Source organism: Cohnella sp. SGD-V74, from assembly GCF_003001675.1.
GTDB lineage: Bacteria > Bacillota > Bacilli > Paenibacillales > Paenibacillaceae > Cohnella.
The window spans coordinates 44,856-68,144 of sequence record NZ_PVYW01000021.1; the positions used below are offsets into that span (position 1 = coordinate 44,856).

General features: G+C 57.0%; 24 protein-coding genes. 18 read left to right on the forward strand and 6 right to left on the reverse strand.

Annotated features, from left to right (window positions below; all coding sequences use genetic code 11):
• Positions 1-71 precede the first annotated feature (71 nt).
• Entirely contained in the window at positions 72-2,252 is a 2,181-nt protein-coding gene (gene katG, locus B0G52_RS27030) for a catalase/peroxidase HPI (RefSeq protein ID WP_094049132.1), read from the forward strand.
• 118 nt (positions 2,253-2,370) lie between these two features.
• The gene (locus tag B0G52_RS27035) at positions 2,371-2,796 is read left to right on the forward strand and encodes a Fur family transcriptional regulator (protein WP_094049134.1); all 426 of its coding nucleotides are present in this window, start codon (positions 2,371-2,373) and stop codon (positions 2,794-2,796) included.
• Positions 2,797-2,806: 10 nt separating this feature from the next.
• On the opposite strand, the gene B0G52_RS27040 is transcribed toward B0G52_RS27035, so the two are convergent.
• Positions 2,807-3,508: a glycosyltransferase family 2 protein gene (locus B0G52_RS27040; protein WP_094049136.1), complete on the reverse strand. Its 702-nt coding sequence runs from the start codon at positions 3,506-3,508 to the stop codon at positions 2,807-2,809.
• Positions 3,509-3,732: 224 nt separating this feature from the next.
• Between B0G52_RS27040 and B0G52_RS27045 the strand changes: the two genes are divergently transcribed.
• The 5 genes from B0G52_RS27045 to trpB all read left to right on the forward strand — a co-directional run bounded on the left by B0G52_RS27045 (position 3,733) and on the right by trpB (position 6,603).
• Entirely contained in the window at positions 3,733-4,257 is a 525-nt protein-coding gene (locus B0G52_RS27045; RefSeq protein ID WP_094049138.1) for a hypothetical protein, read from the forward strand.
• Position 4,258: 1 nt separating this feature from the next.
• Complete coding sequence (locus tag B0G52_RS27050; RefSeq protein WP_094049140.1) at positions 4,259-4,444, forward strand: hypothetical protein; 186 nt, start codon at positions 4,259-4,261, stop codon at positions 4,442-4,444.
• Positions 4,445-4,638: 194 nt separating this feature from the next.
• Positions 4,639-4,878 (forward strand): AbrB/MazE/SpoVT family DNA-binding domain-containing protein, encoded by a 240-nt coding sequence (locus B0G52_RS27055; RefSeq protein WP_233163103.1) that lies wholly within the window; start codon positions 4,639-4,641, stop codon positions 4,876-4,878.
• Positions 4,879-5,202 carry a type II toxin-antitoxin system PemK/MazF family toxin gene (locus B0G52_RS27060; RefSeq protein WP_094049143.1) on the forward strand — a complete coding sequence of 108 codons (324 nt, stop codon included), beginning with the start codon at positions 4,879-4,881 and terminating at the stop codon, positions 5,200-5,202. It begins immediately after the preceding gene.
• 237 nt (positions 5,203-5,439) lie between these two features.
• Positions 5,440-6,603, forward strand: coding sequence for a tryptophan synthase subunit beta (trpB, locus tag B0G52_RS27065; protein ID WP_094049145.1), 1,164 nt, complete (start codon positions 5,440-5,442; stop codon positions 6,601-6,603).
• Between the two features lie 243 nt (positions 6,604-6,846).
• Here trpB and B0G52_RS27070 read toward each other — a convergent pair whose 3' ends face one another.
• Positions 6,847-7,338, reverse strand: a complete 492-nt coding sequence (locus B0G52_RS27070) for a pyridoxamine 5'-phosphate oxidase family protein (protein ID WP_094049147.1) — start codon at positions 7,336-7,338, stop codon at positions 6,847-6,849.
• Between the two features lie 201 nt (positions 7,339-7,539).
• On the opposite strand from B0G52_RS27070, the gene B0G52_RS27075 reads away from it, so the two are divergent.
• The 3 genes from B0G52_RS27075 (at position 7,540) to B0G52_RS27085 (ending at position 9,249) form a co-directional block, all read left to right on the forward strand.
• On the forward strand, positions 7,540-7,992 hold the full coding sequence (locus tag B0G52_RS27075) for a helix-turn-helix domain-containing protein (protein WP_094049149.1): 453 nt from the start codon (positions 7,540-7,542) through the stop codon (positions 7,990-7,992).
• A gap of 173 nt (positions 7,993-8,165) precedes the next feature.
• Entirely contained in the window at positions 8,166-8,663 is a 498-nt protein-coding gene (locus B0G52_RS27080; RefSeq protein WP_094049151.1) for an RNA polymerase sigma factor, read from the forward strand.
• The gene (locus tag B0G52_RS27085; RefSeq protein ID WP_143762660.1) at positions 8,644-9,249 is read left to right on the forward strand and encodes a hypothetical protein; all 606 of its coding nucleotides are present in this window, start codon (positions 8,644-8,646) and stop codon (positions 9,247-9,249) included. Before B0G52_RS27080 ends, B0G52_RS27085 begins: the two co-directional genes overlap by 20 nt.
• Positions 9,250-9,409: 160 nt before the next feature.
• On the opposite strand, the gene B0G52_RS27090 is transcribed toward B0G52_RS27085, so the two are convergent.
• Positions 9,410-10,534 carry an acyltransferase gene (locus tag B0G52_RS27090; RefSeq protein WP_094049155.1) on the reverse strand — a complete coding sequence of 375 codons (1,125 nt, stop codon included), beginning with the start codon at positions 10,532-10,534 and terminating at the stop codon, positions 9,410-9,412.
• 144 nt (positions 10,535-10,678) lie between these two features.
• Between B0G52_RS27090 and B0G52_RS27095 the strand changes: the two genes are divergently transcribed.
• Complete coding sequence (locus tag B0G52_RS27095) at positions 10,679-11,446, forward strand: hypothetical protein (RefSeq protein WP_143762661.1); 768 nt, start codon at positions 10,679-10,681, stop codon at positions 11,444-11,446.
• A gap of 19 nt (positions 11,447-11,465) precedes the next feature.
• Positions 11,466-12,095, forward strand: a complete 630-nt coding sequence (locus B0G52_RS27100) for an ATP-binding cassette domain-containing protein (protein WP_233163105.1) — start codon at positions 11,466-11,468, stop codon at positions 12,093-12,095.
• A 48-nt stretch (positions 12,096-12,143) separates the two neighbouring features.
• On the opposite strand, the gene B0G52_RS27105 is transcribed toward B0G52_RS27100, so the two are convergent.
• The gene (locus B0G52_RS27105) at positions 12,144-13,010 is read right to left on the reverse strand and encodes a cell wall hydrolase (RefSeq protein ID WP_158223890.1); all 867 of its coding nucleotides are present in this window, start codon (positions 13,008-13,010) and stop codon (positions 12,144-12,146) included.
• Positions 13,011-13,484: 474 nt separating this feature from the next.
• Between B0G52_RS27105 and B0G52_RS27110 the strand changes: the two genes are divergently transcribed.
• From B0G52_RS27110 to B0G52_RS27135, 6 genes are all read left to right on the forward strand, one after another.
• On the forward strand, positions 13,485-14,318 hold the full coding sequence (locus B0G52_RS27110) for an alpha/beta fold hydrolase (protein ID WP_094049163.1): 834 nt from the start codon (positions 13,485-13,487) through the stop codon (positions 14,316-14,318).
• 70 nt (positions 14,319-14,388) lie between these two features.
• Positions 14,389-14,823, forward strand: a complete 435-nt coding sequence (locus tag B0G52_RS27115) for a YciI family protein (RefSeq protein ID WP_094049165.1) — start codon at positions 14,389-14,391, stop codon at positions 14,821-14,823.
• On the forward strand, positions 14,820-16,085 hold the full coding sequence (locus tag B0G52_RS27120) for an RNA polymerase sigma factor (protein WP_094049167.1): 1,266 nt from the start codon (positions 14,820-14,822) through the stop codon (positions 16,083-16,085). The genes B0G52_RS27115 and B0G52_RS27120 overlap by 4 nt, the downstream gene beginning before the upstream one ends.
• A gap of 66 nt (positions 16,086-16,151) precedes the next feature.
• Positions 16,152-16,574 (forward strand): YciI family protein, encoded by a 423-nt coding sequence (locus B0G52_RS27125; RefSeq protein ID WP_094049169.1) that lies wholly within the window; start codon positions 16,152-16,154, stop codon positions 16,572-16,574.
• Positions 16,575-16,600: 26 nt separating this feature from the next.
• Positions 16,601-16,942: a DUF1801 domain-containing protein gene (locus B0G52_RS27130; RefSeq protein ID WP_094049171.1), complete on the forward strand. Its 342-nt coding sequence runs from the start codon at positions 16,601-16,603 to the stop codon at positions 16,940-16,942.
• Between the two features lie 107 nt (positions 16,943-17,049).
• The gene (locus tag B0G52_RS27135; RefSeq protein WP_094049172.1) at positions 17,050-17,547 is read left to right on the forward strand and encodes a DinB family protein; all 498 of its coding nucleotides are present in this window, start codon (positions 17,050-17,052) and stop codon (positions 17,545-17,547) included.
• A 129-nt stretch (positions 17,548-17,676) separates the two neighbouring features.
• On the opposite strand, the gene B0G52_RS27140 is transcribed toward B0G52_RS27135, so the two are convergent.
• A complete protein-coding gene (locus B0G52_RS27140; RefSeq protein ID WP_094049174.1) occupies positions 17,677-18,906 on the reverse strand; it encodes a DUF438 domain-containing protein in 1,230 nt (409 codons plus the stop codon).
• Between the two features lie 243 nt (positions 18,907-19,149).
• Positions 19,150-23,130 (reverse strand): carbohydrate-binding protein, encoded by a 3,981-nt coding sequence (locus B0G52_RS27145; protein ID WP_233163107.1) that lies wholly within the window; start codon positions 23,128-23,130, stop codon positions 19,150-19,152.
• Positions 23,131-23,289 lie beyond the last annotated feature (159 nt).

Here is a 23,289-nt window from a genome sequence, read left to right on the forward strand (position 1 = left end):
GGGCGAGTAGCTTTATAACTAAATTAGAATCATTATTATTTGAAATTCATTATATTTTAGGGGTGACAGGAATGGATATGGTGAGTGCGGGTGCCGGCAAGTGTCCGGTCCATCATGGAAGCGCTGCAAGTCACAGGTCTAGCGGTACGACGAACAGAAATTGGTGGCCGAACCAGTTGAACTTGAACATTCTTCACCAGCATGACCGGAAGTCGAACCCTATGGACGAACAGTTCAATTATGAGGAAGAGTTCGGAAAGCTGGACTACCAGGCGCTTAAGCAGGATCTGCGCGATCTGATGACCGACAGTCAAGACTGGTGGCCGGCCGACTACGGACACTACGGTCCGTTCTTTATACGTATGGCCTGGCATTCCGCGGGTACATACCGCACGGGCGACGGACGCGGCGGGGCCAACACCGGCACGCAGCGTTTTGCGCCTCTGAACAGCTGGCCGGACAACGGCAATCTCGATAAAGCGCGCCGTCTGCTGTGGCCGATCAAGCAGAAGTACGGCAACAAGATTTCTTGGGCCGACTTGCTCATTCTGACGGGCAATGTCGCCATCGAATCGATGGGAGGCAAGACGTTCGGCTTCGGCGGCGGCCGCGAGGACGTGTGGCATCCGGAAGAGGATATTTACTGGGGAGTCGAGACGGAATGGCTGGGGGACAAGCGGTATACAGGCGATCGTCAGCTTGAGAACCCGCTTGCCGCCGTGCAGATGGGCTTGATCTATGTCAATCCGGAAGGCCCGAACGGCACTCCCGACCCGCTGGCAAGCGCCCGCGACATCCGCGAGACGTTCAAGCGGATGGGCATGAACGACGAAGAGACGGTGGCGCTCGTAGCCGGCGGACATACGTTCGGCAAGGCTCACGGCGCAGGAGACGCTGCCCACGTCGGCGCGGAGCCGGAAGCGGCCGCCGTAGAGGCGCAAGGCTTGGGATGGATCAGCACGCACGGCTCCGGCAAGGGCCGCGACGCCATCACCAGCGGCATCGAAGGCGCTTGGACCGCGAATCCGACGCAGTGGGACAACGGGTTCTTCGAGCTGCTGTTCGGATACGAATGGAAGCTCACGAAGAGCCCGGCAGGGGCTCATCAGTGGACACCTGTAGATCCTGCCGTGGAGCATCTCGCGCCGGATGCGGAAGATCCGTCCATTCGCGTCCCTACGATCATGACTACCGCCGATATGGCGTTGCGCGTTGATCCGGCCTACGAGAAGATTTCCCGCCGCTTCTACGAGAACCCGGACGAGTTCGCAGATACGTTCGCCCGCGCATGGTTTAAGCTCACGCATCGCGACATGGGGCCTCGCGCCAGATACCTGGGACCGGAAGTTCCGGATGAAGTTCTGATCTGGCAGGACCCGGTGCCTGCCGCGGACTACGAATTAACGAGTGAAGAAGTCGAGGATCTGAAGACGAAGATTCTCGATTCCGGACTGACGATCGGCGAGCTGGTCACGACCGCTTGGGCTTCGGCCAGCACCTTCCGCGGCTCCGATATGCGGGGCGGCGCCAACGGCTCCCGAATCCGTCTGGCTCCGCAGAAGGATTGGGAAGCGAATCAGCCGAAGCAGCTTGCGAAAGTGCTTGCGATTCTGGAAGCCATTCAAGACGATCTCGACAAGAAAGTCAGCTTGGCCGATTTGATCGTTCTGGGCGGCAGCGCCGCGGTAGAGAAAGCCGCGCGCGATGCGGGCTTCGACGTGACCGTGCCGTTCACGGCCGGACGCGGCGACGCGACCCAAGAGCAGACGGACGTAGAGAGCTTCGCGGTGCTGGAGCCGGTCGCGGACGGCTTCCGCAACTATCAGAAGAAGCAGTACAGCGTAAGCCCTGCTGAGCTTCTCGTAGACAAGGCGCAGCTGCTCAACCTTACAGCACCGGAGATGACGGCGCTTATCGGCGGACTGCGCGTGCTGGGCGCCAACTACGGCGGTACCAAGCACGGCGTATTCACGGACCGGGTTGGCCTGCTCACGAACGACTTCTTCGTGAACCTGCTCGATATGGGAGTGCAATGGAAGCCTGCGGAAGACGGCGTATACGAAGGGCGCGATCGCAAGACGGGCGAGGTCGTACGCACGGCGACGATCGTGGACCTCGTATTCGGCTCCAACTCCGTGCTGCGCGCCATCGCGGAAGTGTACGCCCAAGACGACAACCAGGCCAAGTTCGTGCGCGACTTCATCGCCGCTTGGGTCAAGGTCATGAACGCCGATCGTTTCGACTTGCATTAAGGCCATCGAAGGCCGGATCTTCTACCTGTAATCCGAACATGGAAAGCAAAGAGCAGTATTTGTTGCCGAATACTGCTCTTTGCTTTCCTGCTATACAGTTCGAAAAGGAGGACGAGCGATGGCGGTCATGCTGAGCAAAGAAACGATACTGGCCAAAATGAAAGAAGAAGGATTGCGCATCACTCCCCAGCGCGTTCGGATTATCGAACTCCTACTGGAATTGTCGCATCCGACGGCGGAGCGGATTTATGCGGGCATGGCCGAGAAATTTCCTTACGTCAGCCAGATGACGGTGTACAGCACGTTAAAGATCCTGAAGGAGATCGGCGTCGTCCGCGAGCTGTCCAACGGCAGCAAATCCAGCAATTTCGAGCTGGCCGACGAGAATCATTGGCATTTTCATTGCAGGCTTTGCGGCGGGATCTACAACCTGGAGCCTGAGAATGCCGAAGCGTTGTGGGTCGTCGGGACGAATAAAGGCGCGTTCCAGGTCGACAGCTGCAAGGTCGAGTATTATGGCGTATGCGCGCAGTGTAAGGCCTAGGAAGGGCGGCTCAAGCTTTGCGCACGGCAAACTTGCGGAAATGCCGGGTAACGGCAACGGGGCGGCTGCCGATCAGGAAGCGCCGATCGCTCACTCGCCATGTATGAGTGCTTTTATCCTTTCTGCGGACGTAGACGTAGTTGTAGGGGGAAGCAGCGTATATACGGTAGCCTTTCTTAGAGCAGCCTCGTAAAAACTTGACGTCCTCGCCAAGCGAGATATCCGGGAAGGGGACGTTGCGGAACAGCTTCTTCCAGAACAAGAGGGTTCCGCCTTGAACGAATCCGACGAATTTATTCCGTTCGTGCGGAGACCGGATGATCAGCCGACGGCTTGCAGCCAGATAAACCAGACACGCGTGCTTGCCGACTACCGGGCTTCCCGTGCGCAGGAGCGTCTGGACTTGCTCCCTCAGATAGTACGGCGAATAATAATCGTCGTGGTCGAATTTGGCGACGAGCGGATACTTGGCCCGGCAGATGCCGCCATTTAAACATTGTCCCAGCGAGATTCGCTCCGGCACTTGATAGACGGTCACATCGGGATAACCCGCGGTCTTTCGCCGCCACTCCTCCAAGCTAATGCCGTCCTTGTTAAGGATGATGATCAGTTCTTTGCGCTTGTAGCGTTGAGCCCGGTAATTGTTCAAGATGTTCGCGATAAAGCCGGGCTGATTCGTGCAGGTAATAATGGACACCCCAGGTTCGGACAAGGGCTTCCCCTCCGCTCGATCGATTTCTCCTAACCCTTTTGCTTTATCAAATTCGAGTTCTTGGAAGTTGCTTGGGCTCGATCCGGAGTGCTAACTATTCTAGATGCTCAAATTGTTTCTTGAGGCAGTTAAGAATAAACTGCTCTTGTCGGCTCATTTAAATTTCGCTCCTCTTGTCGATATGATACAATTAGAAGAGGATCATTGTTAGTCTGGGGGATGTCATGGCACTTATTGATATTGAAATCGATGAAGAGACGCCCTGTCTCGTACATCGAGTGTCCGGCGAGACATACCAGACGGAATTCGCCCGCCTGACTTTCGACGATCTGAAGCAAGTAGGTGAGGAGGCCGGTTGGATCGGATTCGACTGGAGCCGTTATCTGAAAGACAAGAACTTCGAAGTGTATAAGCTGCTGGTGCAAGGAGATAATGCCATACAAGGGATCGTATGCCTTGGCGTGAGAGATAGCTGGGTGGAAGTATATTTGGTGGAGAACGCGCCATGGAACATCGGAAGAGAACGGCAGGAATTCAGGGGCGTCGGTGCTCACCTATTCGCGATTGCGTGCAGGCGTAGTTTCGAGGCAGGTTGCGAAGGGTACGTCGCCTTTGATGCGAAGACGGGGTTGGTGGATTATTACGTTCGCGCACTTCGAGCAGAGGCGATGGGGCCAAATCGACTTTTCATTGCGACGCCGCGGGCGGTGCAATTGGTGGCTACCTACTTCGGAGAAGGAGGGGTATGACATGCGTGACAAGCGACTGTTCGAGGGAATGAGCGAACTGGAGGAGATCTCCAGGGGCGTACTGGCGGTTCCTGTGCCGGAGGAAGAACGCGAAGCAGTCTTCGAGGAGACACGGAGGGCGATTGAACTCATGAAGCAAGGCAAGTGGGTGCCTCTAGGTGCGGAACGTTCCGCACCTAAGTCCTGAGAGGACCCATGCTAGATATTTCTTATACAAATAACGTAGAGAAGGCACCCGATTGGGTGCCTTCGATTTTGCTTTATAGATGATACGCTCCTCGTTAAGGTATCATTTCCAACAACACGTATATACTGGTATATACGTGTTGTTGGAGGTGTGATAAAATGAGAGAAAGAAGTCGGAAAGAGGGGGGACTCACCATGTCTACCACCGTACAAAAGTGGGGAAACAGTCTAGGCATTCGCATTCCCAGCCAGATCGCGGAAAAGATTGCGATCAGCCAAGGTTCGGAAGTTGACTTGATTGTGGGTGATGATCATTCGCTCATCGTAATCCCTAAAAAGAAAAAGCCGACATTGGAAGAATTGTTGGCCCAATGCAAACCGGAAAATCGACACGATGAAATGGATTTTGGTGTAGAAGGGAAGGAATTGCTTTAGATGAGTGCAGATCGAGGAGATCTAGTATGGATAAACTTTAATCCCCAGGCAGGTCACGAACAAGCCGGTAGAAGATCTGCAATCGTGCTCTCACCAAAATCGTTTAACGAAACGACGGGTTTTGTTTCAGTCTGCCCAATCACTCATACGGTCCGAGGCTGGGGGTTTGAAGTATTGCTCCCCAAAGGGTTGGTGTTTGACGGGGTCATTTTAACGGATCAGATCAAAAATCTCGATTGGCGAGCTAGACGCATTGACATTGTCGGAAAAGCCCCGAATGAATTAGTCAATGAGTGCTTAGACAAAATACGCACATTTTTGTAGCTGATCTCATTTAGGGGTTGGCTTTTTATATACAGGAGAAGCACGCAGCGCTGCCATAAATCCTTGAGGTAATTGCGAAAACCCACTTCAACGAATGCTGCGCATACTGTAACGAAAAAAAGCCGCTCACCCGAGAGCATGTTTGTACGCATCAAACCGAATCCTAGTCTCGAAGCCCGAACTTCTGATATAATAGTTTGGAAGATTTGCCATTTCCATAAATGGAGGCGCTTACATATGAGTCGACAATTGGAGCAAGAGGGGTACTTCGGAGAGTTCGGGGGAAGCTTCGTTCCGCCGGAACTGCAGGATGTGCTGAACTACTTGAGCGAACAGTTTTACAAGTTCAGAGACGACCCTGACTTCAAGGAAGAGCTTCGTTATTACCTTCGCGAATACGTTGGCCGCGAGAGCCCGCTGACGTATGCCGAACGACTGACCGAAGCTTGGGGCGGCGCCAAGATCTACCTCAAGCGCGAGGATCTGAACCATACCGGAGCGCACAAAATCAATAACGCAATCGGCCAGATTCTGCTCGCCAAGAGAATGGGAGCGAAGCGGATCATCGCGGAGACCGGAGCCGGGCAGCATGGAGTCGCCACAGCGACGGCTTGCGCGATGTTTAATATGGAGTGTGTCATCTACATGGGGGCGGAAGACACGCGGCGCCAGGCGCTGAATGTGTTCCGGATGGAGCTGCTCGGCGCGACCGTCGTGCCGGTCGACAAGGGGCAGGGACGTCTGAAGGACGCGGTCGACGAAGCGCTGGGCGATCTCGTTCAGAACTACAAAAATACGTTCTATCTGCTCGGCTCCGCGGTCGGTCCGCATCCGTTCCCGACGATGGTCAAGCACTTCCAGGCGATCATCAGCGAAGAGTCGAAGCGGCAAATTATCGAGAAGGAAGGGCGTCTTCCCGACGCGGTTATCGCTTGCGCGGGCGGCGGCAGCAACGCGATCGGCGCGTTCGCCCACTACATCGACGAGCCGAGCGTACGCCTCATCGGCGTCGAACCCGACCAGGCGCCGACTTTGACTCAGGGCGTCCCGGGAACCATTCACGGCTTCAAGTGCCTGGTGCTGCTCGACGAGAACGGCGAGCCCAGGAAAACCTATTCGATCGCTGCCGGGCTCGACTATCCGGGCATCGGACCGGAGCACAGCCACCTGAAGGTGACGGGCCGGGCCGAATACGCTACGGTCACGAACGAGGAGGTGCTGGAAGCGTTCCAGGAGCTGTCTCGCGTTGAGGGAATCATACCGGCTCTGGAGAGCGCGCATGCGCTTGCCTATGCGAAGAAGCTGGCTCCATCGATGGACCCGGACAGGATTCTCGTCATCAACCTGTCCGGCCGCGGCGACAAGGACGTCGAGCAAGTGTTCCATATGCTCAAAAAATAACTAATCGCATCGCCGAAGGGGTTGTCCCGTAAGTAGGGAAGTACAAGATTATCGATGAAAAAGGGTGGGCATCTATCTCCCGGAGACTGCCTCATACGGTCCTGAAATCACCTTTTGACGGGTTTACCGTTCCCATTTCAGGATCGTATAGCATCGGAGGGAGATAGACGCCCATGACATCATCCCATAGATAATCGTTCTGTACGACTCTGTTTACTCACGGGACACCCCCTTAAACGTCCTCTAACTCAGCGTCACGATGCGATTGATCTCCGTTCCTTCCGTATTTTTCCCCATTAACCTCCGCAGCATGAATTTCGCCATCTGGAATTTGTTGCCCGAATCCCAATACTCGGCCGTTTCGACGTTCACCTTGATCAGGACGAGGTTGGGGTCGTCGTACGTCGTTTCCAGCAGCTCCTTGTACATCGGATTCCAGAATTGTTTCAGCTTCTCCACGTCTTCCACCAGCTCGGCCGTGCCGCGGATCGAAACGAAGGACTTGCCCGCATAGGCTACGTTGACTTGCCGGTTGCGCAGCAGCTCGTGGAATTTGCCGCTGTCTTTCTGAGTCAGGAACCATAAGCTGCCGTCGTCGTCCATGTCCTGAGTTTTCATAGGACGCGAAACCAGGCCTTCTTCCGATACCGTCGTCAGCATTGCCGTATCAATGCCTTTGATCAATTCGCGGACTTTCTCGATGGCTTCCCGGTTATCGGAGGTTGGATTCGTCATGGCGTTCACCTTTTTCGGATGTATTTTTCGCTTTAGTATTGCACCCGCGCCTCTCCGAAATTCAGCGCTGCGCATACGAGAACCTGCATCCGTACGCCTGCAACCGGGGGTTGCGGGGCTTGCGCAACCAGAGCGCTCTTTACTTTTGCGCGCGGCTCGATCAAGATGGGCTTATCAAACGACAGAAAGGCAGCTGCTGCAATGATCTTCGGCGAGAAGTTGAAAACGGAAAGAAGCAAGAAGGGCTGGTCGCAGGAGGAATTGGCCGCGAAGCTGTATGTGAGCCGACAGTCGGTGTCGAAGTGGGAGAACGGCCAGAATTACCCCGGCATCGAAATCATTATCAAAATAAGCGATCTGTTCGAAGTAACCATCGACGAACTGCTAAGGAGCGATGAGGAGTTGACGAAAACAGTGATTCAAGAAAGCAAACGGCTGGCCTATCCGAGATTGAAATTTACCGTCGATGTCCTGTTTCTGGCAGGCGCCGCCATGCTCGTCATCAAATTGGTCGTGCTCCTTCTGAACAAATTCGCGTCGACGGACATTGCGTTAATCGGCGGATCGTTCCTATGGAACTTCACGCCCTTGTTTCTTATGATCGGCGCGGGAGTCGCGTCGGACACGCTGAAGAAGAAGTACAAACAAGACTGACAAATTGCCCCAAGTTCTCGCGCCCGCAATCATTTGCGGGCTTTTTTGCGTCTATGGCAGGAGAGAGGTCGGCGTCTCGGTTCGCTTCCAAGCGGATGCATGTCAAAAAAATTCCGAAGCGATGAAAAATAGAAGCGCGTTCGATTGTATTAACAGTGAAAGGAGGCGCTGAGGTGTACAATTCATATGAGCTCAATGAATCTGTGCGACGGGTGTTGGATTTATATTCGCAAAGCTTGATCAAGATCGCTTTCGCCTACTTAAAAAATATAGCCGACGCGGAAGAAGTGGCGCAGGAAGTGTTTCTCGCCTACTTGCAGAAGCGGCCCGCATTCGAGAACGATGAACACGAGAAAGCTTGGCTGATTCGCACGGCGATCAATAAAAGCAAAAACATGCTGAAGACCGGGTGGTTCAGAAGCCGAAACCCGGTTCCCGAAAACCTGAGCTACCTCCCCGAGGAAGAGAACGAGATTTTGCAGGCCGTACTGGCCCTGGACAAGAAGTATCGGATTCCGATTCATCTGCACTATTTCGAGGGATATACGATTCAGGAAATCGCTGTGATTATGCAGGCCAAGCAGGCAACCGTCGGAACTTGGCTGGCAAGAGGGCGCTTCCTCTTGAAGAAGAAGATCGGAGGCTCGGAGAATGAAGAAATCTGTTTATAAATCAGCCATGTCCAATGTGAAGACAAGCGACAATTTCAAAGAAGAAACGTATCGGAAGCTGATGCAGGCAACGGAAAGATCCGCGTCAAACGAGAACAAACCAAAGGAGAAGATCAATATGGAATACGCGAAGAAAAGAACGTTAACGGGGTGGGCGGTTGGCGCAGCGGCTTGCGCGGTATTGGCGGTCAGCATTTTCACGGTGAACCAGAGCGTCCCGACGCCGACCGCTTCTCCGCTGCCTTCGGCGGTCTCCCCGGAGACGTCCACCTCTCCGCAGCCGCAGCCCTCGGGGGTCGCGTCGAAGCCTCCAATCACTACGGGCAAAGCGGCGGTCAATATCGAAGGCGTCATCACCGAAGTGAGCGAGGACGGCCAAAGCTTCAAGGTCGGCAACTTGTGGGTGACCGTGACCCCGGAAACCGCAATGGGCATCGACGGTCCGACGGCCGCGGAGCCGTCCGAAGAGCTGCTTCAGAAGGAATTTAAGGTTGGAAACATCGTGTCGGGATTTACGACCGAGGATACCGGCACGGGGAAAGTGAACGCGACGCGCATCTATAACAATATGGCCCCGTCGAGATAAGAGACATGCCGAAGCGGCGAGCGCTTCGGCATGTTGCGGTCCGTCCGGAAGCGCCTCGAGCGCTCCCGGACGATCGTCGTCTTAGAAAGAGCCGCGCCCTCCGTCTCCACCGCCATCCCCGCCGCCGAAGGAGAACGAACCGACCCGGACGATTCGCGGTTTAGACGATTCGTTTCGCTCCCGGGATTAAGCGAATCGCGGCGGAAGCCAGGAAGCATAAGCCGACGCTTAGGACGGAGACGATGGCCCATTTGATGGCCTGGGGCCAGTCGAGCGGTTGCGCGACTATCGTCCAGAAGACGATCACGGGCGGATGGATCAAGTATACGGTATAAGCGTGGTCGGACATCCACTTGCGCAGGCGGCCGGACGCATGGAAGCGAGTTTGAAAGACGCGCAGCAGCGCCAGGATAATGCCGAAGCAAACGAAGGGCTCCCAGAACGCATACAGTATGGCTTGCGCGTTAAAGCCGCCCTCGAACGCAATGTTTCCCTCCAGAGCTCCCGTTAAGATAAGGCCGATGGGCAGAACGGGGATGACGAAGACCGCGATCCGTCCCCACCGTTTGGCGGTTTGGGCGGTCAGCCGTTCCATCCAGTTGTGACGGCGGGCCAGCAGGCCGGCGATAAACAACAAGATGTATAACGGGAAGTAGCCGAACTGGAGCCCGAGCGGCCCTTCGCCGGTAGGATAGGCGAATCGAACCGCGAATGCGACCAAGCCGCTGGCAACGGCCGATACGAGCAAAACCTTGTCCGAAGGGAAGGGAATCTCGGGCGAAGCCGTCCCTCTTTTCGCGGTCAGCAGGCGGTAAGCGACGTATACAATCGCGAACAGGAGCAAAGCCTCAATAAACCATGCCGGTCCTACGAAGATATGTTTGAAGCTCCACACTTCGGCGCGATAGAACTCCTGCAACGACGTTGTACCGCGCAAGTGGGCATACCAGCCCGTCACGGGACCGATCAAGAAACTGTAGACAACGAGCGGGATTCCTAAGCGGATCAGGCGATCCTTCAAGAAGCGGCCCGGTCCTTTGCGATCGTAGGACGTCGGAATAAAGTACGCGGAGAGAAAGAAAAACAGCGACATAAAGAAAGCTTGGCACACGGCCGTGAACAGGGTCAGCAAAATGGAGGTTATCGTCAATTCGCTTGTGTCGACGTCCACCAATATCCACGAGCCGGACGCTCCGTATGCGATTGAGGTATGGAAGACGACGACCAGAACCGTCAGAGCGGTTCTCAGATTGTCCAGGTAATCCAGCCGTTGATTCAGGGAGATAACCTCCTAAGGCAAAAAAATGCGATGAGTCGTCATGCAGCGTGGTTCAAACGACCTATCTGAATCTTTACTTTTTCGACAATACTTCCCTATATCCTCCAGAAGACTCTCGATAACGGGGGAAAGATGAAGGGATGGCCGGCCTTGTTTGTTAAAGATTTCAAGCTATCGAGAACAATATTTGTCGCAGGTCTTGTTCTGAACGCGCTGATCGCCATTTTGACGTTTTACCTGGGAAGAGCGGCGGAAGATCCGTTGCTGATGTTCATACCCTTGGCGATTGGCGCGGTCGCTCATGCGTTCTATGCTCCGGCTATTGTAGTTGCAAGCTTAGCGACGGAGAGCCGTCATCTGGCGTTATGGCTGAACAATCCTCAATCGGCTATCCGATTGCTCGCGAGCAAAATCGCGAACGGCGTGCTGCTGGCCGCGATCTCGCTGGTCATGCTGTACGCGCTGTCCGGCCTGCTGCTGGCCCCGAAGATCAGCTTAATCGAACCGTATTGGACGGATGCCTGGAAATTGGGCCTGTTCGCTTTTCCTCACATTTTGTTGACGTCCGCGGCGCTCGGCGTCGCGGTGACGGCACTGTGGGCTTTATCCCGAGGCCTCAGGCTGAAGATCGGGCGTTGGAGCCGGACAGCGACGGCCGGAGCGGCCATCCTGTTTGTCTGGCTAGGCGCCGCGTTCGAATCTTCCGCGCCGTATCGTTTCCTGACGGAATGGGGGGGCGTTGCCTACCGCTTTCCGTCCATACTGACTGAACCCCTGCAAACCTATACGGGCGAGTATGTGTATACGGAGCAGATACGCCAATTCGTCCTCGTCATGCAAGAAATGGGATACGGCGCGCCAGAGATTCTGTCCGGGCTCGCGGACTATCTGAACAACGCGGAGAAAGGAGAGGGGTAACCTGATTCGATTAACGAATGTGTCGAAGAGTTATCCGAAGCGGGTGGCGCTCAAGGACATCTCCCTAACGGTGCCTCCGGGTAAAATCATTGGCATTGTAGGCGGGAACGGAAGCGGGAAGTCCACGCTGTTGAAGCTGATGGCCGGGTTGTCGGTGCCCACGAGCGGAAGCGTTACAGTCAACGGAGAGACGGCCAGCCGCAGGAGCGGCAAAATCGTTGCGTACTCCTCCGAGCTTGGGTCATTTTACCCCGTGTTCACGGTGCGGGAAGCCATGAGGTTCCAGGCCGCGCAATATGCCGATTTTAACTTGAATAAAGCGGAAGAAATCATGCAGCTGATGAAGTTGGACCCCGGGATGAAAATCAAGGCGCTCTCAAAAGGGAACCGCGGCCGTCTGCAGATCGTGCTGACGCTGGCTCGGGAAGCCCCCTACATCCTGATGGACGAACCGTTGTCCGGACTGGACCCGATGGTGTGGCTGATCGTCGTAGCGCTCCCGATCTGGACCTCCGGCCAGATGGACGACACGGTCATGGAGACGGTGATCGCGTGCCTGTTGGTCGTCCTGTTTCCCTTCGTCATCCCCTGGCGATATGTGTTCGAGAATTACGTGAAGCAGCCCGGTAATCGATGGAACGGAAAATAATCGAAAGCCCCGTCCGAAGCGAATATTCCCTTCGGACGGGGCTTTCGATTATTTTGCGAATACGTGATTGCCGATCTTCACTGTAACCGGACGGCTTCGTACCCAGGCGTTGTCCGTCTTCTTCGGATTGAAGAAGACGATGGCCCCGAGTCCCGGATCGGAACCGTTCAGCGCTTCTTGCACGGCGCGTTTCGTCTCCTGGCTCGGCGACACCGAATAAATGCGTTTGTCCAGCACCGGAGAATACTGATAGTAGGCTTTGCCGTTGTAATAGTCCACTTGGAAAATCGCATCGATAATCGTATCCGGCCATTCGGGATGCTCGACCCGGTTCAGGATCGAAGCCGCGACGGCCACTTTGCCCGCGTAGCTCTCGCTGCCCGCCTCCGCTTCCGTAATCCGGTACAGCCAGAGAAGCTCTTCGTCCGAAGATTGCTTCTGCTGGGACATCGCGACGAACCCGCCCTCTCCGGTCGAGATCAGCGCCGCTCCTTTACGCGAATCGTATTGGACGCCGAAGCCGAGCTTTCTTGCCGTGTACGCCAGCGGTACGTAGGCGGTTCCGCCGATCAGCGTCGTCCGCGTATCCAGGTTGTCCCTCTGCCATGCCGTCTTCCCGGCGCTCCGATAATCGGAATGGCGTTCGCCCGCGGGAAACCCGATCTGGATCGACGATGTGGTGAGCACGGCCGAGCGGTACTTCTCACTCCAGCCGACCGAGACGTTCAGGCCGCGAAACCAGGATGCCGGTACAAGCTGATATCCGTTCTGTATCATGACGGTCGTCGATGCCGGTTGACCGTTAACGTATACCGTCGTTCCGCCGAGCGTCTGCGCCGATGCGCCAGAAGCCGGCCAAGCCAGAATAGCAGCCAATACAAGCGTTAAAGGTAAAGTCCAATATCTGTTCAACACGTTACTCGCCCCTTCCCTCGGACCATCATACGATAAAATCGAAGGCTGTCCGTCTGGCAGATTGAGGATGATGAGAATCGGCATTCGAGCGGCTCGTCAGCCAAAAGCGCGCAGCCAAGCGGTTTTTTTCGTAAAGCGGGCATTTCTTTTCTGAAAAGAATGAGGAAATTTTAACGATGCTTTGGGGCGGGTTTACGGGATTGAGCGCTGAATAGGCCTTGGGGATGTAGATTTATAAAATCCGCTTTGCTATGATGTGGATGAATGCAGACTTGGAAAATTACGGGACTCCCCTGGATCCAATTGAACAACGAAGGCCATCCGCTACAGGGTGGCCTTCACGTATAAGAGGGCCTCGGAAACGGGATCGGACAAGCAGTCGCAGCGCGAAAAAATTTTTTGCCGATCTGTCGATTGGCCGGCATCCGGATCGTCGTAATGTATAGAACGACAAAAATGCAAAGGAGAATGCAGATGCGAACGGTGATTTCCAAGGACGGCACGAAAATCGCATACGACAGGTCCGGGCAAGGACCGGCGCTTGTTCTGACAGGAGGCGCGTTCAGCTATCGCAATTTTCCGGGAATGAAGCAGCTCGCGTCCTGCCTGGCGGAGAGGTTTACGGTCTACAATTACGATCGGCGCGGACGCGGCGACAGCGGAGACGGCTTGTCCTACTCGACGGATCGCGAGATCGAGGATCTGCAGGCGCTGATCGAAGAGGCGGGAGGCGAAGCTTGCGTGTACGGCTTGTCTTCCGGCGCGGTGCTTGCGCTTCAAGCCGCGGCCAAGGGGGCGCCGATCGCGAGACTGGCGCTGCACGAGCCGCCGTTCATCGTGAACCCCAGCGACCCCAGGCCGCCGGCGGACTTCGTCCGGCAAGTGAGCGAGATGATCGCGAAGGATCGCAGGGAGGACGCTATCCGCTACTTCATGACCAAGGGCATGGGCGCTCCCGCATTCGTTCCGTTCATGCTCCGGCTGATGCCGGGAACCTGGGACAGATTGAAGGCCGTTGCCCATACGCTTCCGTACGATGTGAAGCTGCTTGAGGGGCACATAGGGGGACGCCCGCTTGACGGCAAGCTTTGGAGCGGAGCTGCGATGCCGACGCTTGTCCTCGAAGGCACGGAGAGTCCGGCATCGCTGCGCCGCGCCGCTCAAGCTTTGTCGACCGTGCTGCCGAACGCGCGGTTGGTCAGCAAGCGGGGGCTCGGTCACACCAAGAAGCTGGACGCCAAGCGAATCGCTTCGGAGTTGACGGCTTTTCTCCTGGACGATCGGGAAGGCCGCTCTGCCGGGGCTTGATCGTGCCTGACGGAGCATCAGGGATTTTCAATGCTTTACAACTTGAATTTCATTTTAGGAGGATAAGACAATGCGGTTTATGATGATCGTAAAAGGAACGACGGATTCGGAAGCGGGAACGCCGCCAAGCCCTGAACTGCTCGAGGCGATGCAGAAATACAACGAGGAGTTGGTCAAAGCCGGCGTGCTGCTCGCGGCGGACGGCCTGCAGCCCACATCCGCGGGGATTCGGATTTCTTACCCCGAGCCGGGCGGCAAGCCGAAGGTGGTCGACGGTCCCTTCGCGGAGGCCAAAGAGATTATCGCCGGATACACGCTCATTGAAGTGAAATCCAGGGAAGAGGCGATCGAATGGGCGCTCCGCATGCCGGACCCCCACGGCTTCGGCCAGGGGGAGATTGAGCTCAGGCAGGTGTTCGAGCCCCATGACCTGACGAGCGAGCCGGAGGCGTTGGCCGGACAGGCCGCTCTGCGCAAGCAGCTCGACGAGCGCAGGCGCCCGTGAATCGCCCGGCGGCCCGCCGAACCGTCGATGCGATCTGGCGGATCGAGGCGCCCAAGCTGATCGCGGCGTTGACGCGAATGGTCAGGGACGTGGGGCTCGCAGAGGACCTGGCGCAGGATGCGATGGTCGTCGCTCTGGAGCGTTGGCCGGAGACGGGGATTCCGGACAATCCGGGCGCATGGCTGATGACGGTGGCGAAGCGCCGAGCGATCGACTGGATACGCAGGAACAGGCAGCGGGACGACAAATACGCGGAGCTTGCCCGCGTCTCGGAGCTGATCTCGGAAGACGACATGGACAAGGCGTTGGACGGAGAGGTCGGAGACGATCTCCTCCGTCTCGTCTTTATGACCTGTCATCCGGCGCTGTCCCGGGAAGCCCGGGTCGCCTTGACGCTGCGGCTGCTGTGCGGGCTGACGACGGAAGAGATCGCCCGCTCCTTTCTAACCTCCGAACCGACCGTCGCCCAGCGAATCGTTCGGGCCAAGAAAACGCTAAATGCCGAGAGGAGCTCGTTCGAGATGCCCTCGGGCGAAGAGCTGGCGGAGCGGCTGTCCGCCGTGCTTGAGGTCGTCTATCTGATGTTTAACGAAGGGTACGCGGCCACCTCCGGGGAGCACTGGGTGAGGCCCTTGCTCTGCCAAGAGGCGCTCAGGCTGGGCCGTATTCTTGCGGAGCTTGCGCCTCGGGAACCGGAGGTTCACGGGCTGGTCGCGTTAATGGAAATTCAAGCTTCGCGCCTGAGAACGAGAGTCGGCGACCAAGGCGAGCCGGTCCTGCTTCTGGATCAGGACCGCGCGCAGTGGGACCGCCTGCTGATTCGCCGCGGTCTCGCGGCGCTGGAACGCTGCCGCAAGCTCGGCCGTCCGCTCGGGCCGTATGCGCTGCAAGCGGCTATCGCGGCGTGTCATGCCGAGGCTCCGACATCGGAGGAGACCAACTGGATTCGCATTGCCGCGCTGTACGAGGCGCTGTCCCGGCAAGCCCCGTCCCCGATCGTCGAGCTGAACCGGGCGGTGGCGGTCGCAATGGCGTTCGGTCCCGCTTACGGTCTGCAGATCGTCGACGAGATTGCCGGCTTGTCCGCTCTGGAGAACTATCACCTGCTCCCGAGCGTTCGCGGAGAGCTGCTCAGGAAGCTGGGGAGATACGGAGAGGCGCGCCTGGAATTCGAGCGGGCGGCGGCGATGACCCGCAACGTCCGCGAACAAGAGCTGCTGTGCGCGCGGGCCGCAGAGTGCGATGCTCGTTCCTCCGATTAATTTTCGCGCGTATGTCGATTTCCGGATTCCCGATTCGTCGTAACAGATAGAAAGGAGGAATCCAGAATGCGATTTATGCTTCTTGTCAAAGCGACGGGATGCTCGGAAGCGGGCGTCCCGCACAGTCGGGAACATCGCTTCGCCAAGGAAGCGAGTCTGGCGTCCATGGCCGAGGCGGGGGTGCTTCTGGCTGCGGAGCGGCTGCAGCCCAGCTCGGGCGGAATTCGGATGGCATTCTCGCCGGAGGGCGAGCCGGAGCTGGAGTGCGGTCCTTTCCCGGCGGATTCGTGGCTGTTGGCGGAGTATCTGGTCATCGAGTCTGAATCGATGGAAGAGGCGATCGGCTGGGCGCGCCGGATTCCGGCTCCCGGAGGATGCGAACGGATGGAAGTCGAGCTTAGACGGTTGGAGGACAAGGCCCACGGTCCGCGAAATATCGGACTGGAGAACGATCTGGCGCTCCAACTCGGCATGTTGAGGCAAGATTAAGAAACGACAAACAAGGAGCGATGAAGATGAACCCGGAAGTTACCGATTTTATCGAATCTTTGAAAGAACCGTGGCAGGTTGAGCTGTCGACCGCCTTGAGAGCTATCGTCCACGAGGCGGTGGACGGCGTTCAAGAACGCATTCAGTACAAGAAGCCCCACTTCCTCAAGAACGGGAAGTATGCCGCCGTCATCTCGCCTTCGAAGGAGGCGGTCAGCTTCACTCTGTTTAACGCATCGGGCTTGGAGCTGCCGGAAGACCGGTTCGAAGGGCCGCCGGAAAGAAAAACGCTGAAGCTTCGCAAAGGACAAGCGCCCGACAGCGCTGAGCTGATTTCGCTGCTGCGCCAAGCCGCCTCAACGCTGTGAGCCGATGGCGGGATTGCAATGAAAAATCGTAACTATGACAGAATCTGTCGCTATCACCGTTTAAGATGGATTCAGGGCAAGCTATTGTCCTGAAGGAGGATGGCCGCATGTATGTCACGGTTGAAGATTTTATCGTCGAATGGAACAGAGAGGCCGTATTGACCCAAGGGATTCTGGATGGGCTGACGGACGAGTCGCTCGGGCAGCCGGTGTATCCGGAAGGGCGCACGCTGGGGAGGATCGCTTGGCATTTCGTCTCGAATATCCCGGAGTATTTAACGGAATTCGGCTTGCCGATCGCCGAGGCGGGCGATGCGAACGAGGTGCCGTCCGCGCAGGAGATCGCGGAAGCCTTCAGGACGGTAGCCGCGAATGCGGGTAACGAGCTCAGGGAACAATGGACGGATGATACGCTGCGCCAAACCCAGAATGCGTTCGGACGAGTGGAGTCCAATGCCATGATTCTGATGGGACTGATCAAGCATATCGCCCACCATCGGGGACAGGTCACCGTCTTGATGCGCCAGGCGGAGCTGTCCATTCCTGCCGTGTATGGCCCTTCGAAGGAAGGCTGGGCGCGGCTCGGAGTGACTCCGCCGCTCTAGGACGCGTCACGCTGCAGTACGGGAAGAGGCCGCTTCGCGAGAGGACTTGGACAGTCGACTCCGCGAGGACGGCCTCTTCCTGCTCCGGCATTCCGACGTGCTGCGCTAAAACGGGTTTGCATACACGCCCTAAGACATAATTCGTTTCTCTCCCTGGATGGCTTGAATAGGACCGATATTTTGCGTGAATTCCAGAGTTCCCATGTAGGCGCCGGTATCGTCGCGAACCGCGAAGTAGCGGATGTACACGAACTTGTCGCGGAACGGGATCCAGAAGTCCTCCGAATCCTTCTTCCCCGATTTGAAGTCGTCCAGCAGTGCTTCCACCACATGCGCGCTCTTGGGCGGGTGGCAATTTTGCACCGTTCTGCCGATCACGGCCTTCGTGCGCGCGAAGATCCTTTCTTTGCCGTGCGAGAAATAGCGGACGATATCGTTGTGATCGATAAACGTCAGATCGACGGGCAAGTGGTTCATGATCAGCTCCAGCTGCCGCAGAGACAGCGTGCCGGTCTCCATCTTAATATATCCGTCGGCGATGGATTGTCCGTCCAGCCGATCTCTGTGGGGAATCCATTTCTCGGCTCCGTCGATCAGGCAGAAGCCGATGACCTCGCTCTCTCCCGCGATCTTGATCCATTCGTCCTCGGTCAGATGCTCCATCGCCATCGGAAAAAGAATTTGCTCTTCCCGATAGATCATCCCTCGCGTCTGCTCCATGAGATCGTTCATTTCCCGAAGCAACGCCGTTTTATCCCCGTCGTAGTACGTTAAATTCCGTTTGGCCGCCTTAATGGCGTCCCGGATGAAGTCGTCCAGCCGCCACATATTGATGGAAGGCCCGTTAATTCCGTACTTCTCCAAGTAAGGGAACAACAGCTGCTCTTTGCGGGTATAATGTTTGTCCACATCGAGCAGCAGATTGTAATCTTCGATCAGCTTGTACCGGCTCTCCTCGCCGTCGTCCTCCTCGAACTTCCGCAGATGCGGCTGCAGCCTCGTTTGGATCAGCTTTTCGATTTCCCTGTTTTCCAGAAGGAACGTATGGACGGGGTGTCCCGGTTCATCCTGCGGATGCTGCGCGCGCTTGATTTTCCCTTCGATGATCGACATATGCAGCGCGGACAACCGCTTGATCTCGCTCTCGGACAAGCCCTGCGACGCAATATATTCTCCCTGCAGCGCGGACAGTCCGGACAGCTCCTCCAAAGTAATCTCCCCAATTTTCTCGTCGAAACAAGCTTGGACTTCTTCCTTGCTCTTGCCGTGGTAGAGATCCAGAAATATGTCCTTTAGAATCGCCTGACGTTCCGTCTCCCGCCCAGAGAGGACTTCGCGGTTATTGATCAATTCGCTCATAACATCACTCCCGATGTTTACCGATAATTATTCTCAATATTAACTGTAGCATCAGTCGCCGCTGTTCTTCGTGACGGACATCACAGTTTCGGCCGAAGGGCGGCTATACAAGATTATCGATAAAAAAGAAGGGCATCTATCTCCCGGCATCGGAAGGAGATAGATGCACCGTACATTAACCATCAATAATCGTTCGGTACGACTCTTTTTACTTATGAGACAGCCTCTTCAGATTTGACCGACTTACCAGTTGTTGCCCGATCCCCGAATGACGGTGAAGTTCGGGCTCTTATTCTCGCCGTAGATCGCCGTGACGCCGGGGTTGTTCACCTTGACGTTGGTGAAGCTGGCCGAGCCGACAACCGGCCCTTGCCCGTCTTCCGCCTTGGCGACGAGCTTGATGCCGTAGCGGGACGGATTGTTGATCGTGATGTTCTCCAGACGAATGTTCTGCATCGGCAGATTTTCCGGAGACTTCGATTGGAACATCAGTCCGAAGTACACCGGGTTGTTGATGTCGACGTTTTTGACGACGATGTTCTTGAAGTCTCTGTCGCCGCCGAAGAACCAGATCGCGCCGAAGTTCTGGTACTCGTTGATTTTGTCGTCGGCTCCGACGCTGGTCCAGAAATCCCCGCCCGTGCGGTCCAGCGTAACTCCGTCGATGACCGTATCCAGGGCGCCGAAGCCGAGCGTGTTATACCCGAAGCTCAGGCTGCTTACGGTCACGCCGGGATACGTCAGCGTATCCGCGCCGTACAGGTTCTGGAACAAGTTGTCCTGGCCGCCGTAGACGGCGAAAGCGGCGGCGCGCCGGACGTTGGTGGCGGTCAGGTTCGTGTACTTGTTGCCCACGTTGTAGGAGCCGCCGGCGTCGATGGCGCTGAACAGGGCGAACGCGTCGTCTCCGGCGCCGCGGGAGTAGTTATTGTCGATGATGTTATAGGACGAGCCGTTCGTCATATTGATGCCGTCCGCGAATACGTTTTTGATCCGGTTGTTCTTGAACGTGTTGTAGGAAGAGTTCACTCCCCAGTACAGGCAGATGAAATGCTCGGCCCAGATGTTCTCGATGGTGACATTCTGCATGCCGTTGCCGTCGATGAACTTGCCGGGACCGTCCTGCCTGTAGACGTAGTTGCCCCAAGCGGACAAATCCTTGATCGTGGTGCCGTTGGCCGAGGACGAAATATTGAATCCGACGTCGGTGTTCGTCTGGTTCTGAGGAGCCACCAGCTTTGTATGCCACGGGCCAGCGCCGATAATTTCGGTGGCCCGGCCGTACAGGAAGATTTTCGACGAGATCGTCCATTCGCCCGCGGGAATGAAGATGCCCTTCTTGGACGAATCCTGACGGAACTCGTTCAGAGCCTGCTCGATCGACTTGCTGGCGGACACCTCCACGTACTTGCTCGGGTCCGGATTCGAGGCGGGCGGAGCGACGTTCTCCGTCTCGATCATGTCCACATAGATCCAGGACACGTCCCCAGCGTCCTTCTGAATCCGAATTTTCGTTCCGGCCGGATAGACCTGGTCGAGCATCAACTGCGAATCCTCGTAGAGCCAGTAGGCTTTGGAGCCGGAATTATTGTAGCCGAGCTGTCCGAGAGTCGTCGGAGTCGCATAGACATAAGAGAACTTGGACGTGACGGTGAAGTTGCCTTTATCCGCCCCGTTCGCATAGATGCTGATCGTACCGGTAGTGTTCTCCGCCACAGCGTTGCGAAGGACGAACGCGTTCGCCGGAGCCGTCAGCGTGAACTCCACGTACTCGCCGGTCGCGTCCAGGAGGACGGCCGAGCGGCCGGAAGCTTCGCCCGCGAAGTCGCCCGGCGTGAAGTTCGGAGCGAGTCTCGTGCCGTTGGTGCTGTTGGCGGCGGCTTCGGCTTCGAGAATGGTGAATGGCATGTTGGCCCCTCGACCGGAATAGAGGCTCGATGTGCTGACGTTGTTCGCCTGCTTGATGGCGACTTCGTTCGCATCGGCCGCAACCGTCGTCGTGACGGTGTAACTGCCGTTGACGGCGGTCCATGTGCCCAGGCTGACATTGGCCGACGCTCCTGCCGCCAGCGAACCGTTGTAAGAGCCGTTGAACGTCTGAACGGTGGCTCCCGCCGCATTTTTCAGCACGAGCGAGATGCCGTGAGCGCCGCCCGCCGAAGCGATGTTTCCTTGGTTTTTCACATTCACCGTGAACGTGACGGTATTGCCCGCGCTCGGATTGGAAGGCGTCCATGAAGCGGTCGCGATCAGGTCGGAGCTTTGCACCTGGCCGACGGCCAGCGGCGACGACGAGGTGAAGCTGTTGTTCGAATTGTCCGTCTCGACGACCGTATCGTTCTCGTCTACCTTGGCCGTGACGGAATAAGAACCGGCGTCCTTCGGCCCGATGTTGGCGGAGACGGTCGTCGATGCGCCCGCCGCAAGCGCTCCTACGGCAGCCGTTCCGACAAGGCTGCTGTCGAGATAGAAGTTTACGCTCGCAGCCGGAGAGGCGACCGAACCGGCATTCTGAACGGCTGCGCTAAGCGTGATGGCGTTGGTCTCGACGGGGGATGCCGGAGACCACGTCAGTCCGGTAACCGTCAAGTCCGGATTCGGCGCCGGGGTGCCGATAATCTGGAACTCGGCGACTTGCCCGCCGGGAGCGCCGGAGTTGGCCGTGAACCGAAGCTGAACGCGGCTTGCCGTGGCGTTCACCGGAATCGTAACCGTGTTCTGCGAAGCCGGGTTGAACGTATACGTGGCCGCGGACACCAGATTCGCGAAGGTCGTGGAATTCTGGTCGTGTCCGAGCACTTGGATCGTCTGCATCCGGGTCGCCCATGCGCCGGCCGGATTCAGCTTGATCACGACGGACGAGATGTTGGCGTTGGCGCCAAGATCCACGGTAAGCGTGCCGGGATGTCCGCCTGCCTCCCAATAGGTATTGATATCGTTGTCGTTGGCGTTCTCCGCCGTAAAAATATAGGTCGAAGAGGAGGCCGCGATCGGCTTGCCGAGGGCCAGGTTCGTCTCGTTGCCGCCGCCGGAGCCGTTCCTCGTCACGGAGTTGCTCGGCGGGGAGACGTTGCCCGCGGCGTCCTTGGCGACGACATAGTAGGTCACCGCAGCGCTTGAAGGCTGGTTGTCCGTATAGCTGAGCGTCTCGCCATTCACGCTGCCGCGCAGTTGTCCATTGGCATAGACGTCATAGCCGGTAACCGCGACGTTATCCGTCGAAGCGTTCCAGGTCAGCTGGATCGCGCCGGAGGACGGCTGCGTGTAAGCGAGATTGCCCGGCGCCGTAGGAGGCTGGGTGTCCGCGGAGCTGCCGGGAACGAAGTTGATCCAGTTGATGTTGAAATCATAGCCGGTGGCGTGGATGCGAAGCGTTTGCGGTCCGGCGGCAAGCGTTACGCTGGCGGTGACCGTCTGCCAATTTTGCCAGCCTCCGGTGTTCGGCACCGCCGTCGTCGCAAGCGTCGTTCCGCCGGAACGCAGCTGAAGCTGGCCCGTGGAGGCGGTGCTGGCGACCCGGTATTCGACGGTGTACACGCCCGCGGCCTGCACATCGACGTTGTAATCCAGCCAATCGCCCACGTTGATCCATCCGACGTTAAGCCCGCCGCCGGTATCCGTCGTCGTCTCGGTCTGGATTCCGTTCATCGCGCTGTAATTTTCCGCTTCGATCTTGCCTGGAATAACCGAAGGTCCGGACGGGGAAGCGCCGTACACTTCGAGCTCGGACAATTGACCGGCCGGCCACCCGGTGTTGGCGGCGAAGAGAACGCGCACGTAGCGAGCGCTGGCGGCGGCGAAGTCGATCGCGACCGAATTGCCCGCGCTTGGGTTAAACGCGTAGCTGGCTGACGGCTTCAGATCCGAGAAGCCGGTTCCGTTAAGGCTTCCCTGAACGGAGAGAGTCTGCGTGCGGCTCTCCCATCCGGCCGGCAGCTTCAGCACGACTTGGTCGATCGAGACCGCGCTGCCGAGATCGACTTGAACCCATTGCGGGAAAGCGTTGTTGACGCTCTCCCAGTACGTGGCGGCGTTGCTGTCCGTCACATTGGACGCGACGTAGACATCGGCATGCCCGGATTCCGACGCGGGTTTGCCCGCGGCCAAATTCGGGCCTCCGGCCGCATGAACGGAAGCGGGAGCCCCGACGGAGGACAGGAACGTCCCGAAGATGAGCGTCACCATGCAGATCCAAGCGACAGCTCGTCCTTGCCTTTTCATCATTTGTATTCTCCTTTCATATTGGAGGTTCTCGATTCGTTGCTCTAAGCTGCGTCTCCCATTCGCTCCTTCCAATCTGAATTTTCTTTTTCTTCTAATGTAAGCGATATCATTTCATAGTGCGTTCCTCCTTCCCGAAAAAAACTTTTTTTGGGGACTGCA